The sequence below is a fragment of the Bradyrhizobium sediminis genome (genome assembly GCF_018736105.1).
Classification (GTDB): Bacteria; Pseudomonadota; Alphaproteobacteria; order Rhizobiales; family Xanthobacteraceae; genus Bradyrhizobium.
Genome location: NZ_CP076135.1, coordinates 2,162,318 through 2,176,818 on the forward strand (window position 1 = coordinate 2,162,318; position 14,501 = coordinate 2,176,818).

The 14,501-nt window shown below is 62.0% G+C and carries 12 protein-coding genes; 1 reads left to right on the forward strand and 11 read right to left on the reverse strand.

The genetic code is table 11. From position 1 onward, the window contains the following. Positions 1 to 88: 88 nt before the first annotated feature. The 9 genes from KMZ68_RS10265 to KMZ68_RS10305 all read right to left on the reverse strand — a co-directional run bounded on the left by KMZ68_RS10265 (position 89) and on the right by KMZ68_RS10305 (position 11,184). A complete protein-coding gene (locus tag KMZ68_RS10265) occupies positions 89 to 1,471 on the reverse strand; it encodes a cation diffusion facilitator family transporter (protein ID WP_215615658.1) in 1,383 nt (460 codons plus the stop codon). A gap of 151 nt (positions 1,472 to 1,622) precedes the next feature. Further along, on the reverse strand, positions 1,623 to 2,597 hold the full coding sequence (locus KMZ68_RS10270) for a zinc-binding dehydrogenase (RefSeq protein ID WP_215615659.1): 975 nt from the start codon (positions 2,595 to 2,597) through the stop codon (positions 1,623 to 1,625). A gap of 28 nt (positions 2,598 to 2,625) precedes the next feature. Beyond that, positions 2,626 to 3,621, reverse strand: coding sequence for an NAD(P)H-dependent flavin oxidoreductase (locus tag KMZ68_RS10275; protein WP_215615660.1), 996 nt, complete (start codon positions 3,619 to 3,621; stop codon positions 2,626 to 2,628). A gap of 1,534 nt (positions 3,622 to 5,155) precedes the next feature. Beyond that, the gene (locus KMZ68_RS10280; RefSeq protein ID WP_215615661.1) at positions 5,156 to 5,587 is read right to left on the reverse strand and encodes a CBS domain-containing protein; all 432 of its coding nucleotides are present in this window, start codon (positions 5,585 to 5,587) and stop codon (positions 5,156 to 5,158) included. Between the two features lie 267 nt (positions 5,588 to 5,854). Then, complete coding sequence (gene oxlT / locus KMZ68_RS10285; protein WP_215615662.1) at positions 5,855 to 7,144, reverse strand: oxalate/formate MFS antiporter; 1,290 nt, start codon at positions 7,142 to 7,144, stop codon at positions 5,855 to 5,857. 230 nt (positions 7,145 to 7,374) lie between these two features. Continuing rightward, positions 7,375 to 8,874 carry a tripartite tricarboxylate transporter permease gene (locus KMZ68_RS10290; protein WP_215615663.1) on the reverse strand — a complete coding sequence of 500 codons (1,500 nt, stop codon included), beginning with the start codon at positions 8,872 to 8,874 and terminating at the stop codon, positions 7,375 to 7,377. Between the two features lie 40 nt (positions 8,875 to 8,914). Then, complete coding sequence (locus KMZ68_RS10295; RefSeq protein WP_215615664.1) at positions 8,915 to 9,412, reverse strand: tripartite tricarboxylate transporter TctB family protein; 498 nt, start codon at positions 9,410 to 9,412, stop codon at positions 8,915 to 8,917. 82 nt (positions 9,413 to 9,494) lie between these two features. Continuing rightward, the gene (locus KMZ68_RS10300) at positions 9,495 to 10,499 is read right to left on the reverse strand and encodes a Bug family tripartite tricarboxylate transporter substrate binding protein (RefSeq protein WP_215615665.1); all 1,005 of its coding nucleotides are present in this window, start codon (positions 10,497 to 10,499) and stop codon (positions 9,495 to 9,497) included. 547 nt (positions 10,500 to 11,046) lie between these two features. Further along, positions 11,047 to 11,184 (reverse strand): hypothetical protein, encoded by a 138-nt coding sequence (locus KMZ68_RS10305; RefSeq protein ID WP_215615666.1) that lies wholly within the window; start codon positions 11,182 to 11,184, stop codon positions 11,047 to 11,049. Between KMZ68_RS10305 and KMZ68_RS10310 the strand changes: the two genes are divergently transcribed. Next, entirely contained in the window at positions 11,177 to 11,368 is a 192-nt protein-coding gene (locus tag KMZ68_RS10310; protein ID WP_215615667.1) for a hypothetical protein, read from the forward strand. The genes KMZ68_RS10305 and KMZ68_RS10310 overlap by 8 nt on opposite strands. A gap of 24 nt (positions 11,369 to 11,392) precedes the next feature. Here KMZ68_RS10310 and frc read toward each other — a convergent pair whose 3' ends face one another. Further along, complete coding sequence (frc, locus tag KMZ68_RS10315) at positions 11,393 to 12,670, reverse strand: formyl-CoA transferase (RefSeq protein ID WP_215615668.1); 1,278 nt, start codon at positions 12,668 to 12,670, stop codon at positions 11,393 to 11,395. Positions 12,671 to 12,759: 89 nt separating this feature from the next. Continuing rightward, positions 12,760 to 14,496 (reverse strand): oxalyl-CoA decarboxylase, encoded by a 1,737-nt coding sequence (gene oxc, locus KMZ68_RS10320; RefSeq protein WP_215615669.1) that lies wholly within the window; start codon positions 14,494 to 14,496, stop codon positions 12,760 to 12,762. Positions 14,497 to 14,501 lie beyond the last annotated feature (5 nt).

Below are 14,501 nucleotides of genomic sequence, written 5' to 3' on the forward strand. Positions count from 1 at the left end.
ATTCGTTAATGAAAATAAATCTTGTCCAATGGAGAATCGGGAGTGCGAAAAGCGAGTCCGAAAGGAGAACGCGCCCGGCATCGGGATTTCACTGCGCGTGCGGCGGCTCGGCGTGGCTGATAACGCGTTTCACCGTGGGGAACGCGCGGCGCAGCGCGCGTTCGAGCTCGTCGACCTTCTGGTGGACCTTGATCACGCTCATCGAGGGTGCGGCGCGGCAATGGAAGTTGACGATTTCGCCGGCGTCGGTGTCGCGCACCCGCACATTATGGATGTCATGGATGGCGCCGTCGGCGGCCAGGCGCGACAGCGCGGCCTTGATGGTTTCGACGCGGTCGGGCGCGGCATCGGTGCCGTGCGGCAATTCCGGTTCCAGCGGCTCGATGTGGGTGTCGACTTCGACGTCCTCGCCGAATTCCTCGCGGATGTTGCGCTCCAGCCCATGGGCGATGTCGTGGGCCGCCGTCAGCGCCATCTCGCCGTCGACTTCGAGGTCGATAGAGACGGTGAGCTTGCCGCCGAGGTCGTGCACGGTGACATGGTGGACGGCGAGGCCGGAATTGCGGGCGATCACCATGATGCGCTCGCGCACGCTCTCATTATTGCGCGCGACCGGCACGGCGGTGAACGTCAGATCGGCGTCGTCGAGCGCCTTGTTGACCGCATCCTGTGCCATTCGCTTGATCTCTTCGACGCGGTCGATCGGATAGGTACGCGGCACCTGCACGATGGCGTCGATGAAATGCGTCGATCCGACCATGCGCACCCTTAAGCGTTCGACATCGACCACGCCGGACACGGCCCGGATGGCGGCGGTCGCGGTCTCCGATACGCCTTCGGGGGCGCGGTCGAGCAGGGTTTCGACGGTGGAGCGCGCCAGCCGCAGGCCCAATAGCGCGATCATGATCGCGACGGCGACTGCGGCGACGGCGTCGCCCCAGACATAGCCGAACCCGGAAAGGGCCAGTCCGATGATGACGGCGATCGAGCCGAGCACGTCGGAGGCAAAATGCAGCGCGTCGGCGGCCAGTGCCTGGCTTTTGGTCGCGCGTGCGGTGCGATGCAGCGCCCGCGCCCGCCAGAAGTTCACGGCGATGTCGATCAAAAGGACGACGAACGGGATCGCCGACAGCGTCGGCGGCGGCGCGCCTTCGCGCAGGCGGCTGTAGGATTCGACGAGAATGCCGCCGGCCAGCACATAGAGCATGGCGATGACGCCAAGCGCCGACAGGCTCTCGAACTTGCCGTGGCCGTAATGATGCTCGTCGTCCGCCGGGCGGTCCGAAACCCGCACCACCATCCAGGTTACGACGGTCGCGACCACGTCGACCGAAGAGTGCAGCGCTTCCGAAATCAGCGCGAGGCTGCCGATGGCGATGCCGACCGCGAACTTCGCCGCCGCCATGCCGGCGCTGGCGAAGATCGAAATCGCCGCGACGCGGGATTTGACGTTGGGTACGGCAGGGCTCATGCGCGGCGGTTTAGCAGCCCGTCACCTAACATTAAAGCGCCGATCCGCCATCGCCACTTTATCCGCAGGGAGTACTTTGTTGCGAATTGTTCTGAATTGTTGGATGGGCCGAAATCGACCCGGACAGAAGTCGACCTCTAGGTCAACGAAGTCAGAGCGTCACCACGATCTTGCCGAGGTGCATGTTGGCTTCCATGTGCTCGAACGCCTTGCCGATATCGTCGAAGGCGAACACCTTGTCGATCGGCAATTGCAGTTTTCGCGACTCTACCGCGGGCCAGATGTCCTTGCGGACTTCATCGAAAATCTCGCGGATTTCCTCGATCGAGCGGGTGCGGAAGGTGACGCCGATATAATGGATGCGGCGCGCGGCATGCAGGTCGAAGTTGAAATCGGCATGGGTGCCGCCGAGCCGGCCGACATTGACGATGCGGCCCTTGATTTTGGTGGCTGCCAGATTCTGGTTCGCGACCTTGCCGGAGATCTGGTCGACGATCAGGTCGACGCCTTCGCCGTTCGTCGCCTTCAATACCTGATCGACCCAGCCGGGATCGCTGGAATCCACCGCGAGGTCGGCGCCGAAATCCTTCAGCCGGCCGCGTCGCGTCGCGTCGGTCGATGAGCCGATCACGGTTTTCGCGCCCTTGAGCCTGGCGATCTGCAGCGCCATCAGGCCGACGCCGGAACTGGCGCCCTGGATCAGCACGGTCTGGCCGGGCTGCAGGGCGCCATTGGTCACGACCGCATTGTGCATGGTGGTGAGCGCGACGGGCAGGGTGGCTGCGTCCTCGAAGCTCATATTGGCCTTGGCCGGAATGTGGAACAGCCGGCGATGGTCGGCGAGCGCATACTCGGCGAATGCGGCGGCGCCGGAGCCCATCACCCGGTCGCCGATACCGACGCCCTGGGCGTCGGGGCCGAGTTCGGCGATCTCGCCCGCCCATTCCATGCCGAGCACGGTGCCGACGCCGCCGGCGGCGCCATGGACGTGGCCCTTGGTCATGCCGAGGTCGGCGCGGTTGAGGCCGCAGGCGCGCACGCGAACCAGCACCTGGGCGCCTTTCGGCGACGGCCTGGCGACATCGGCGATGGCGGCGCCATTGGCGCCATAGACATAGGCCTTCATGCGATCGTTCTCTGTTGTTCGAAGCCGGTTATTCGGCGGCCTGACGGCGGGCGCCGGACATCATGCCTTCGAGCCGGGTCTGGATGATGGCTTCCGCCTCGCGCATGATGCGCGACACCAGTTCGGCGCAGGTCGGGATGTCATGAATCAGTCCCTGCACCTGTCCGGCCGACCAGATGCCTTCATCGGCGTCGCCTGACGCGTAGACCATCTTGCCGCGGGCGCCGGCGACGAGCTCGCGGACATCCTCGAATTTAGCGCCTGCCTTTTCCATTGCGACCACCTGGGTGCTGATCGCGTTCTTGGCGACGCGGGAGGTATTGCGCATGGTGCGGAAGATCAGTTCGGTCTCGCGCTCGTCGTTGGCGACGATGCGCTCCTTCACCAGCTGATGGATCGGACTTTCCCTGGTGCACATGAAGCGGGTGCCCATGTTGATGCCTTCGGCGCCGAGCGCGAGCGCTGCGATCAGGCCGCGGCCGTCGGCGAAGCCGCCGGAAGCGATCATCGGAATCTTGACCTTGTCGGCGGCGGCCGGAATCAGGATCAGGCCGGGCGTGTCGTCCTCGCCGGGATGCCCGGCGCACTCAAAACCGTCGATCGAGATCGCGTCGACGCCCATGCGCTCCGCCGACAGCGCGTGGCGAACGCTGGTGCATTTGTGCAGCACGATCACGCCGTGCTTCTTGAATTCGGTGACATGCTCCTGCGGCTTGTTGCCGGCGGTCTCGACGATCTTGATGCCGCTCTCGATGATGGCCTGCCGGTATTCCGCGTAAGGCGGCGGCTTGATCGAGGGCAGAATGGTGAGATTGACGCCGAACGGCTTGTCGGTGAGGCTGCGGCAGCGCGCGATTTCCTTGGTGAGGTCTTCCGGCGTCGGTTGCGTCAGCGCCGTAATGAGGCCGAGCGCGCCGGCATTGGCGACCGCCGCTACCAGCTCCGCGCGTCCGACCCACTGCATGCCGCCCTGCACGATCGGGTGTTCGACGCCGACGAGCTCGGTAAATCGCGTTTTCAACATGGTCTGCCCTCTGTTTCCTCTGCGCGGAATTTTGCGCGCGTCTCTTGTCGGATTTCGAGGCGCAGGATGCCGCCACCCCCCGCAAATGTCCACCGGGCAGGTCAGGGCTCGGAGCAACGCAATCATGCAAAACCGGGGCTTTTGTTTCCGGGCGATGGGCGATTCCGGATAGTGTCCGGCATTTCCGAGATCACCCGCTGACCGGACATGCTGCGGACATACCTAAATCGGCGCTAATGACCCAACACGGACATGCGCCTAACCAAGATTAGAGGCCGGAAGCGATGGCGGTTAAGGCGAGAATGGCCAAAACGCAATCCTTGATCCATCTCAATCCAAGACCTGTGATCCAGCTTAATCTATATCTATGGGGCGGAGTCCAGATGTCAGGAGAACGCCATGCGACGTGCGCTATTTTGGTCGATAATTGCTGTTACATCTATCTCGACGGGAGTTGCGGCTGCTGACGATCTGAAAGGTACTTATTCGTTTGCAGGCACTCAGGTGTGTTTGACGGTACCCGCCGGATTTAAAGAAGACAGTAAGGGAAACCTCACGCTCCCAAAGGGCGACAGCAACATCAGCATGGTCAGTAGCGAGGGTCAGATTACCTACAATGGCGATGGAACTGGTAAGGGCACGGGAACATTCGTGACCATTGTCCCGCCCCCCACTTATGGAGCGGCAATAAGTGCGGGCACAATCTCCTACTCGTTCACTTACACGCCTGTGTCAGATCACTCATCTCGCGTGACTTTCACGCCCGGCACTTATCAAGGTGCGCTTGACTCGGGTCCAGCAGCTGGCCAGCAATTTGCTATAGATGTGGGCAGCAGGGTGCTCCGGATCTCAAGCGACCGAAAACGAATAACGACTGGGATTGCCAGGCCATACGTCGAGAAAATTACCTTTTCGGGATCGCCTCAGAACCCCGTTCCACGCATCTGTTCGTGGGCGGGTAGTCAATCGCTACTCGACTGACGCATTGTCCCGCATCGAGGGCACGCGAATTGGGGTTGTGCGAAAGCGGCGGCCCCTTCGTCAAGCTCGCTCACGACTACAACGCCGACTGTGCCCCTCCAGCCTCCAAACGTTGCCAAGGCGCGTCCGCGACGCTGGCTCGGCGCGACCACTGCCCTCGACTGAGATCAAATGGATGAATGGCTGGTTGGTCGCTGCCACCTTCGAAGGCAAGTTCCCCGACGCTAACCGCACGAAGCCGACAAAGGTCTCGAGGTTTCAGTGGTGAAATTGGCCATAGAGTTGATGTCGCCTGTTGGCACAAAACGGACATGGCGTGATGTCCGACTTGAGTCCGTCATGCGCTTCAGAGCGGACACTCCATCAGGCTGATGTCGGCGCCCGCACGCGCGAGCTGCGCACCGAGATATCCACCGATCGCGCCGGCGTCGTAGACCCAGATTTTCACGGAGACTTTCGAAAACGGGTGGAGGAAATTTCAGCGCAGATTACCTGCCTGCCCCGGGGCGAAGCCTCGAGGCAGGTCGTAAGCAGGCGAAGCAAGAGCGACCGATCAGGCTGCTACGGTTGGCGCGACGGCCGTGGCCTCGTCGGCGAACGCGGTCGAGATGTCGCGGATGCTGATGACGCCGATCAGGCTGTAGTTGTCGATCACAGGCAGATGACGGATGTGGTGCCTGTGCATGAGATGACGGACGTGCTCGAGCGTATCGTTAGGGCTGCACCACACCAGCTCCTGCACCGAGATCAGCTGCGAGATCTTCATGTGGACGCCGGCCGCGCCGTGTTCGGCAATGGCGCGGACGACGTCGCGCTCTGTGAACATGCCCACCGCGGTATTGCCCTCGGTGCGCACGACATCCTTGACCACGAGCGCGCTGATATTGCCGGAGCGCATCAGTTGGGAAGCGATTGCGACGGTTTCGTTCATTCGAACCGTTGCAACACGTGCGGCTTTCTTGCGCAGGACATCTCCGACTTGCATGGCAACCTCCCTGAATGGTTCAAGCGTCGGTGCAGACTGGTATACAATATACCATATGTCAACGGGAAATCGCGCGCGTGCATAACAGCAATAAAGAGGCAGTATTACTGACGCTTATGGATGTTTCGTCGTCGCGCGGTCCGGCATGAAAGTCTTGCGAACATGGTCGCAAGAGACTTCAGGTATGCCACCGATCGAGAAACCGGAAGGCAAAGAGCGCGCCCATCGGGCAGATGAGCGCGCTCTTCGCAGTGGCGTTGCAGCCGGTCAGTTCGCCATCGCCCGGGCGACGACTTTCCTGCGCCACGGCTTGAGGACGATGATCGCAAGCAGCGAGGCGAGGATATTCGCGCCGGCTGCGATCAGGAATACCCGGTCCCAGTTGCCGGAGGACTGCTGCATGTAATTGGCGACAGGAACCAGCAGCGCTGCCGTGCCTTTGGCCGTATAGAGCAGCCCGGCATTGGTGGTCGCGAATTTCGCGCCGAACGTATCGGTACAGGTCGACGGGAACAGCGAATAGATCTCGCCCCAGGCGAAGAACACCAGACCGGAGAGGATCACGAACCAGACGGGGTCGTGGCCCAGCATGTAAAGCGCCCAGATGCCGACGCCTTCGATGCCGAACGCGACGAACATGGTGTTCTCGCGGCCGATCTGGTCGGAAACCCAGCCGAAGAACGGCCGCGTCAAACCATTGAGGACGCGGTCGATCGTCGCTGCGAACGTCACCGCGGTCATCGTCATTCCGATCAGCGTGACCGGGATGGCGTCGACCTTCCAGTCGACCGCGATCGGCTTGAGATTGGCAGTGACCATCAATCCGCCCGCGCCGACGATCACGAACATGAAATACATCAGCCAGAAGATCGGCTGACGGATCACTTCCGTGGGCTGGTAGTTACGCCGGCTCTGGATCACATTGGCGTTCTGGATGACGGCGGGGACCTGACCGGCCTTCGGTGCGAACATGATGAAGGCGAGGATCACGATGATGATGCCTTGCCCCAGACCGAAATAGAGGAAGGTATTCTGGAAGCCGGAATCCTTGATCATCGCCTGGATCGGCGCGACCGTCAGCGCTGAGCCCGCGCCGAACCCGGCCGCGGTGATCCCGGCGGCAAGGCCGCGCTTGTCGGGAAACCATTTCAGCGCATTGCCGACGCAGGTGCCATAGACGCCGCCGGCGCCGATGCCCGCGATGATCATGCCGAGATAGAAGCCGTTCAGCGAGGTGGCCTGCGCATTGATCGCCCAGCCGATGGCGCAGAGGATGCCGCCGATCAGGACCACGAGGCGCGGGCCGTATTTGTCGACGAACCAGCCCTCGATCGGCACCAGCCAGGTTTCGAACAGCACGAACAGGGTGAAGGCCCACTGGATCGAGGCGCGATCCCATCCGAATTTTTTCTGAATATCGGGGACGAAGAACGTCCAGCCGTATTGATAGTTGGCGATCATCACCATCGCGGCGACGCCGATGGCCAGCTGCGTCCATCGATAGGCATCGCTGACGCGTGCAGTCGTGGGGACCGCTCCGTGAACCGTGTCTGTCATCATTTCCCTCCAAGCGCTGTTCTATCGAAGCCTGACAGCTAATCGACCGAGTGTGGTATATGATATGCCAGTAGACAAGAGAAATTTTGACAGTTTGCCGCAGGAGGTGGAAAAAAGCGCGCGGCGGAAAGCCGGCCTCAGGCGAGGCCGGCCGAAGCTGTTCGCAGTCGCTGGCATTTCTGCGGCGCAGCAAGCCACAGATTTTACGGGGAAATAGGGCGCAGATCGGATCAGGCGGCGGCGGTTCGCAGACGGCTATAGCCTTGCTGGATCGCCGACCAGAACAGCGCGATCAATCCGAGGACCATGATCGTGCTGACCAGCGCATTCGAAAAGAACACGCCAAGCGAGCCCTGGGATCCCAGCAGCGACTGCCGGAACGCCTCCTCGGCCTTGTCGCCGAGCACGATCGCCAGCACCAGCGGGGCGAGGGGATAATTGCACTTCTTGAGCAGATATCCGACGACGCCGAACACCAGCATCAGGATCACGTCGAACGTGCTGCTGTGAACCGAATAGGCGCCGATCGCGCACAGCACCAGGATGAGCGGCGCGATGATGCTGAACGGCACGCGCAGGATGGCCGCGAAGATCGGCACACAGGTCAGCACGACGATGAGGCCCATGAGATTGCCGAGATACATCGAGGCGATCAGGCCCCAGACAAATTCCTTCTGCTCGACGAACAGCATCGGACCGGGCTGCAGGCCCCAGATCAACAGGCCGCCGAGAAGAACGGCGGCCGTCGGCGAGCCGGGCACGCCAAGCGACAGCATCGGCAGCAATGCGGCGGTGCCGGCGGCATGCGCCGCGGTCTCCGGCGCAATCACGCCTTCGATCTCGCCCTTGCCGAAATTGTGGCCGTTCTTGGCGACCCGCTTGGCGATGCCGTAACTCATGAACGAGGCGGGTGTTGCGCCTGCCGGCGTGACGCCCATCCAGCAGCCGATGATGCAGGAGCGCAGCGAGGTCATCCAGTACTTGGGCAGTCCCTTCCAGGTGCGCAGCACGACCCGCAAATCGATCTTGGCGTTGCCGCCGCGGAAGTTCAGTCCTTCTTCCATGGTCAGAAGGATTTCACCGATCCCGAACAGGCCGATGACGGCGATCAGGAAATCGAAGCCGTTGAGCAGTTCGGTGAACCCGAAGGTCAGGCGCAATTGTCCGGTGATGGAGTCCAGTCCGACGGCCGCAAGTGCAAAGCCCATCATCATCGCCGCGATGGTCTTGAACGGTGGCTCCTTGCTCAGGCCGACGAAACTGCAGAATGCCAGGAAATACACCGCGAATTTCTCCGCCGGACCGAATTGCAGCGCGAAGCTTGCGACCAGCGGGGCGACCAGCGTGATCATGATGACGGCGAACAGCGCACCGACGAACGAGGAGGTAAAGGCTGCCGTCAGGGCTTCTCCGGCCTTGCCTTGCTGCGCCATCGGGTAGCCGTCGAATGTCGTCGCCACTGACCACGGCTCACCCGGTATGTTGAACAGAATCGAGGTGATCGCGCCGCCGAACAACGCGCCCCAATAGATGCAGGACAGCATGATGATGGCCGAGGTCGGCGGCATGCTGAAGGTCAGAGGCAGCAGGATCGCAACGCCGTTGGCGCCGCCGAGGCCCGGCAGCACGCCGATGATGACGCCGAGCACGATGCCCAGCACCATCACCATGATGTTGAAGGGCTGCAGGGCCACGGCGAAGCCGTGAAAAAGATTGACGATTTCTTCCATGCTTTAAGTCCTGCAACCGTGAGCTGACAACGCAATGACCCTAGAGGCCGAACCATTCCTCGAGGGGGCCTTTGGGAAGCGGCACCAAGAACCAGCGTTCGAAAATGAAGTAGGTGACGATCGGCATGCCGAACGCCACGGCGAGCACCGTCAGCCAGCTGTATTTGCCGAGCCATCGCATGAACCAGCCGATGAAGACGATCGATGCGACGTACAGACCGGTAAACGGCATCGCGCCGACATAGATCGCGGTGGGCATGACGACGCTCATGACCTGACGAAGCTGGCCCCACTCCGCGAACAGCCCGTCATCCCTGTCACGCAGCACGTGCAAGAGGTTCACCGCACTGGAAGCGATGATGATGATCCCGACGTAGAACGGAAAGAATCCGGCGCGCGGGCCCTCGGCGCCCCAGTTGATGCCGGCCTTCAGGCTGCCGGCGATCACGATCGCTCCGAAGATCCCGATCAGCAGCGCGATGCCGGCTTCTACGGTCTTGTGCTTCGGGCCTGCAGCGTCTGAATTATTCGTCGTCATGGAAACTCCATGCGTAATCGCAGCTTCGGATTCGCAGCCGACTCTGCGTCACGCGTTCGTCAGCATTCCCGGGTGGGTTGGATCAATTTCCCGTAGCGAGGAAACCGGCCGCCTTCATGAGAGATTCGTGGCGCTTTTCCTCTCCCTCCACCCACTTGGCATAGTCGGCCCCGGTCATGAAGGTCGTATTGAAGGCGCCGCTTTTCATGAAGTCCTGCCATTCCGGAGTGGCGCGCACCTTCTTGAACAGATCGATGTAGTAGTCGACCTGGTCCTTGGTGGCCTTGGGTGACATGAAGATGCCGCGCAGCATCAGATATTCCATATCGAGGCCCTGCGATTTGCAGGTCGGAATATCCTTCCAGGCTTTGCCGTCCGCGATCTGCTCGTCATAGGCCATGGGCTTGCCGTCGAACACGCAGAGCGGACGAAGCTTGCCGCCGCGCCACTGCGCCACGGCCTCGATCGGATTGTTCACGGACGAATCGACATGGTTGCCGACGAGCTGAACGGCGACTTCGCCGCCGCCCTTGTAGGGAATGTAGGTGAACTTGGTGCCGGTTGCCTTCTCGACGGCGACCGTGATGATCTGGTCTTCCTGCTTCGATCCGGTGCCGCCCATCTTGATGGAGCCGGACGGCGCCTTCTTGAGGGTGTCGACGTAATCCTTGACGTCCTTGTACGGCTTATCGGCATTGACCCAGAGTACGAATTCGTCGAGCGCCAGCATGGCGACCGGGGTGAGGTCCTTCCAGTTGAAGGGAATTCCGGTTGCGAGCGGTGTGGTGAAAAGATTCGAGAGGGTGATGATGATCTTGTGCGGGTTGCCCGCCGATCCCTTGACGTCGAGAAAGCCTTCGCCCCCGGCGCCGCCGGATTTGTTGATGACGACCAGCGGCTGCTTCATCAGGCCATGCTTGGTGACGATACCCTGGATCGTGCGCGCCATCTGATCGGCGCCGCCGCCGGTGCCGGCGGGTACGATGAATTCAACCGGGCGAACCGGTTCCCAGGCGGCAGACGCAATGCCGCTCGTGCAGAAAGCAGCGACCGTAGCCAGCGCAACACGCAAAACAGAACGTTTCATTTTGTCTCTCTCCCAATGTGTTCGAGCGCGCCGGTCTATGCCGGCTTTGCCGTCAACTGATCCCGAGTAGCGTTTCGGCCCTCGTCCCGGTCGATCGTCTCGCAAGGATTGTCGCTGCGAGACGGTTGCCAGTTAGAATTGTATGAGGGACGCTCCAGCGTGGCATCCGCTTCTTTTGGATTACCTGAGTTTTGAAACGGAACAAATGGGACGGTACGACAAATGGTCATACCTGCCGCCGGATCGCTTTGGCTGTCTCGCGGACCAGCCCTGCTGCATCAACTCCCCCGTCATTGCGCTTCTGTTCTTGGTTTGGCGCTAACGAACCGCATATTGGTATGCGATATGCCAGAGTGCAAACGATTACTCCCGTGGGATCGAGGGTAGGCCAATTTGTCGCAGGCGTTGCGTCCCACCTTGCTCAGAACTTCGGCAAAAAAAATGGCCCCGAAGTCGGGGCCATAAGTCTGGGAGGAAACGCGAAGTCAGGGAGCCAATGCTGATCCGGGCGAACTAGCGGCTTGCCCGAATGGCTCAGATAAGTGCCTCAGAGCCCGAAATAGGGCAGATCGTTATTGCGGATCGAGGTGCGGGCGCTGGTCATCAGCAGCCGGTCGATCGCGGCGATCAGGCGGCCGAACAGGCCGTTGGAAGGCACAAATCCGATGGAAGCAGTCTTGGACATTGTCGTCCCCTTTCTTGAAGTGCAGCGCGGCGCCGCATCAAATCCGAGAACAATTTATGTATACCAAATACCAGGAACAACTGGTTTGTTTGCATGGCAGCATTTCGATCACCGCAGTGCAGCAAGCGACCGATCTGCCACCCAAATGACGAAAAAGGCCGCCGGATTGACCGGCGGCCTTTGAAATATGCCCGCTTGGGGCGTTTGCCTATTCGGCGGCCTGCTTGCGCGGCGGATCGAGCGCGCCGGAATTGTGGATCTCGGCGACCTGGTGATCGCTGAAGCCGAGCACCTGCCGCAGAACCTCGTCGGTGTGCTCGCCGAGCAGCGGCGAACGGGTCACCTCGCTCGGGCTGTCGGACAATTTGATGGGATTGCCGACCGAGATGTACTTGCCGCGGGTGGGATGATCGACCTCGACCACGGTGCCGGTCGCGCGCAGCGACTGGTCCTCCATGATTTCCTTCATCGACAGGATTGGGCCGCAGGGGATGTCGTCCTTGTTGAGGATCTCCATCGCCTCGAACTTGGTCTTGGTCATGGTCCATTGTTCGATGCGCGCGAAGATTTCGTTCAGCCGCGACAGCCGGGCCGCCGGCTTGGCGTAATCGGGATGGGTCTTCCAGCCGGGTTCGTCGATCACGTCGCAGATCTTCTCCCAGACCGGCGCCTGGGTGATGAAGTAGATGTAGGCGTTGGGATCGGTCTCCGAGCCCTTGCACCTCAGAATCCGGCCGGGCTGACCGCCGCCGGAATCGTTGCCGGCGCGCGGCACCGCGTCGCCGAACGGGATCCCTTCGCCGTACTGGCTGTATTCCTTGAGCGGGCCGTGAGCGAGGCGCTGCTGGTCGCGCAATTTGACGCGGGCGAGGTTGAGAACGCCGTCCTGCATCGCGGCGGTGACCTTCTGTCCCTTGCCGGTCATCGTGCGCTGATAGAGCGCGGTGACGATGCCGAGCGCCAGGTGCAGGCCGGTGCCGCTGTCGCCGATCTGGGCGCCGGTGACGAGCGGCAGTCCGTCGCGGAAACCGGTGGTCGAGGCCGCGCCGCCGGTGCATTGCGCGACGTTCTCATAGACCTTGCAGTCTTCGTAGGGGCCGGGGCCGAAGCCCTTGATCGAGGCCACGATCATCTTCGGGTTGATGGCGTGAATCTGCTCCCACGGAAATCCCATGCGATCAAGCACGCCGGGACCGAAATTTTCCACCAGCACGTCGCAGTTCTTGATCAGCGCGGTGAGGACTTCCTTGCCCTTCGGGTTCTTGGTGTCGAGCGTGATCGAACGCTTGTTGTGGTTGAGCATGGTGAAATACAGGCTGTCGACATTCGGGATGTCCTGCAATTGACCGCGGGTGATGTCGCCGACGCCCGGGCGCTCGACCTTGATCACGTCGGCGCCGAACCAGGCCAGCAATTGCGTGCAGGTGGGCCCTGACTGGACGTGGGTGAAATCGAGAATGCGAACGCCCTTCAGCGCCTTTGTCATCGTCTTTGCTCCGTATCGTGTCTGCTCCTGCGCGAGCGCAGGAAGGAATGGGGGCGGGGCCGCTTGCCGGTCCCGCCGGGTATGGCCGGTTATTTCTTCTTCAGCTTGCTCTGCGGATTGAGGTTGCCGATGCGGCCGCTCTCGCTGCCGGCGGCGGGATCGAGCACGGCATTGATCAGGGTCGGCTTGCCGGAATTCATCGCCGCGTCGACCGCCCGCTTCAGCTCGTCCGGCGAGGTCGCGTTGACGCCGACGCCGCCGAAGGCTTCCATCATCTTGTCGTAGCGCGAGCCCTTGACGAACACGGTGGGCGCCACGTCGGCACCGCCGGTCGGATTGACGTCGGTGCCGCGATAGATGCCGTTATTGTTGAAGATCACGACGCAGACCGGCAGGTTGTAGCGGCAGATCGTCTCCACTTCCATGCCGGAGAAACCGAACGCGCTGTCGCCCTCGACGGCGAGCACCGGCTTGCCGGTCTCGATGGCGGCTGCGATCGCAAAGCCCATGCCGATGCCCATTACGCCCCAGGTGCCGACGTCGAGGCGCTTGCGCGGCTGATACATGTCGATGATGCCGCGCGCGAGATCGAGCGTGTTGGCGCCTTCGTTGACCAGGATGGCATCCGGCCGTTCCTTGATGACGCTGCGCAGCGCGCCGAGCGCGCCGTGATAGTCCATCGGCGAGTTGTTGTTCATCAGCCGCGGCGCCATCTTGGCGACGTTGTCGTCGCGCTTTGCCCTTACCGCGCCGGTCCAGTCGGAGGGCGGCGCCGGCCACTTGCCGTCAATGCCGGCGAGCAGGGCGGCAACGCAGGATCCGATGTCGCCGACCACGGGGGCGACGATCTCGACGTTGGAGTCCATTTCCCTGGGCTCGATGTCGATCTGGATGAACTTCTTCGGTGCTTCGCCCCAGGTCTTGCCCTTGCCATGCGACAGCAGCCAGTTGAGCCGGGCGCCGATCAGCATCACGACGTCGGCGTCCTTGAGCACGGTCGAGCGCGCCGCGCCTGCGCATTGCGGATGGGTATCGGGCAAGAGACCCTTGGCCATGCTCATCGGCAGGAACGGAATGCCGCTCTTCTCGACCAGCGCGCGAATGTCGTCGTCGGCCTGCGCATAGGCCGCGCCCTTGCCGAGGATGATCAGCGGACGCCTGGCGCTCTTCAACACGTCGAGCGCGCGCTTGACCGCGGCGGGAGCCGGAATTTGCGCAGGCGCCGCGTCGATCACCTTGACCAGCGACCTGGTGCCGGCTTCGGCGTCCATCACCTGGGAGAACAGCTTGCCCGGTAAATCGAGATAGACGCCGCCCGGACGTCCCGACACCGCCGCGCGGATCGCGCGCGCCAGCCCGATGCCGATGTCGGCGGCATGCAGCACGCGGAACGCCGCCTTGCACAGCGGCTTGGCGATCGCGAGCTGATCCATCTCCTCGTAGTCGCCCTGCTGCAGGTCGACGATCTCGCGCTCGGACGAGCCCGAGATCAGAATCATCGGGAAGCAGTTGGTGGTGGCGTTGGCCAGCGCCGTCAGGCCGTTGAGAAAGCCGGGCGCCGAAACCGTCAGGCAGACGCCGGGTTTCTTGGTCAGGAAGCCGGCGATGGCCGCGGCATTGCCGGCGTTCTGCTCGTGGCGGAACGAGATGACGCGAATGCCGGCGGCTTGCGCCATGCGGCCGAGATCGGTGATCGGAATCCCCGGAACGCCGTAGATGGTGTTGATGCCGTTGAGTTTCAGCGCGTCGATGACGAGATGAAAGCCATCCGTCAGTTCACGTTCGTCGGCTGCGTTGGCATCGATGGTCTGCACTACTGCGGACATTCCGC

What these genes read in the sequence shown, in the direction of transcription:
- KMZ68_RS10280 (WP_215615661.1), bottom strand. Translation starts at nt 5,587, where the DNA reads ATGCAAGTCGGAGATGTCCTGCGCAAGAAAGCCGCACGTGTTGCAACG.
- KMZ68_RS10295 (WP_215615664.1), bottom strand. Translation starts at nt 9,412, where the DNA reads ATGACGACGAATAATTCAGACGCTGCAGGCCCGAAGCACAAGACCGTA.
- frc (WP_215615668.1), bottom strand. Translation starts at nt 12,670, where the DNA reads ATGACAAAGGCGCTGAAGGGCGTTCGCATTCTCGATTTCACCCACGTC.
- oxlT (WP_215615662.1), bottom strand. Translation starts at nt 7,144, where the DNA reads ATGACAGACACGGTTCACGGAGCGGTCCCCACGACTGCACGCGTCAGC.
- KMZ68_RS10265 (WP_215615658.1), bottom strand. Translation starts at nt 1,471, where the DNA reads ATGAGCCCTGCCGTACCCAACGTCAAATCCCGCGTCGCGGCGATTTCG.
- KMZ68_RS10300 (WP_215615665.1), bottom strand. Translation starts at nt 10,499, where the DNA reads ATGAAACGTTCTGTTTTGCGTGTTGCGCTGGCTACGGTCGCTGCTTTC.
- KMZ68_RS10305 (WP_215615666.1), bottom strand. Translation starts at nt 11,184, where the DNA reads ATGTCCAAGACTGCTTCCATCGGATTTGTGCCTTCCAACGGCCTGTTC.
- KMZ68_RS10270 (WP_215615659.1), bottom strand. Translation starts at nt 2,597, where the DNA reads ATGAAGGCCTATGTCTATGGCGCCAATGGCGCCGCCATCGCCGATGTC.
- oxc (WP_215615669.1), bottom strand. Translation starts at nt 14,496, where the DNA reads ATGTCCGCAGTAGTGCAGACCATCGATGCCAACGCAGCCGACGAACGT.
- KMZ68_RS10275 (WP_215615660.1), bottom strand. Translation starts at nt 3,621, where the DNA reads ATGTTGAAAACGCGATTTACCGAGCTCGTCGGCGTCGAACACCCGATC.
- KMZ68_RS10290 (WP_215615663.1), bottom strand. Translation starts at nt 8,874, where the DNA reads ATGGAAGAAATCGTCAATCTTTTTCACGGCTTCGCCGTGGCCCTGCAG.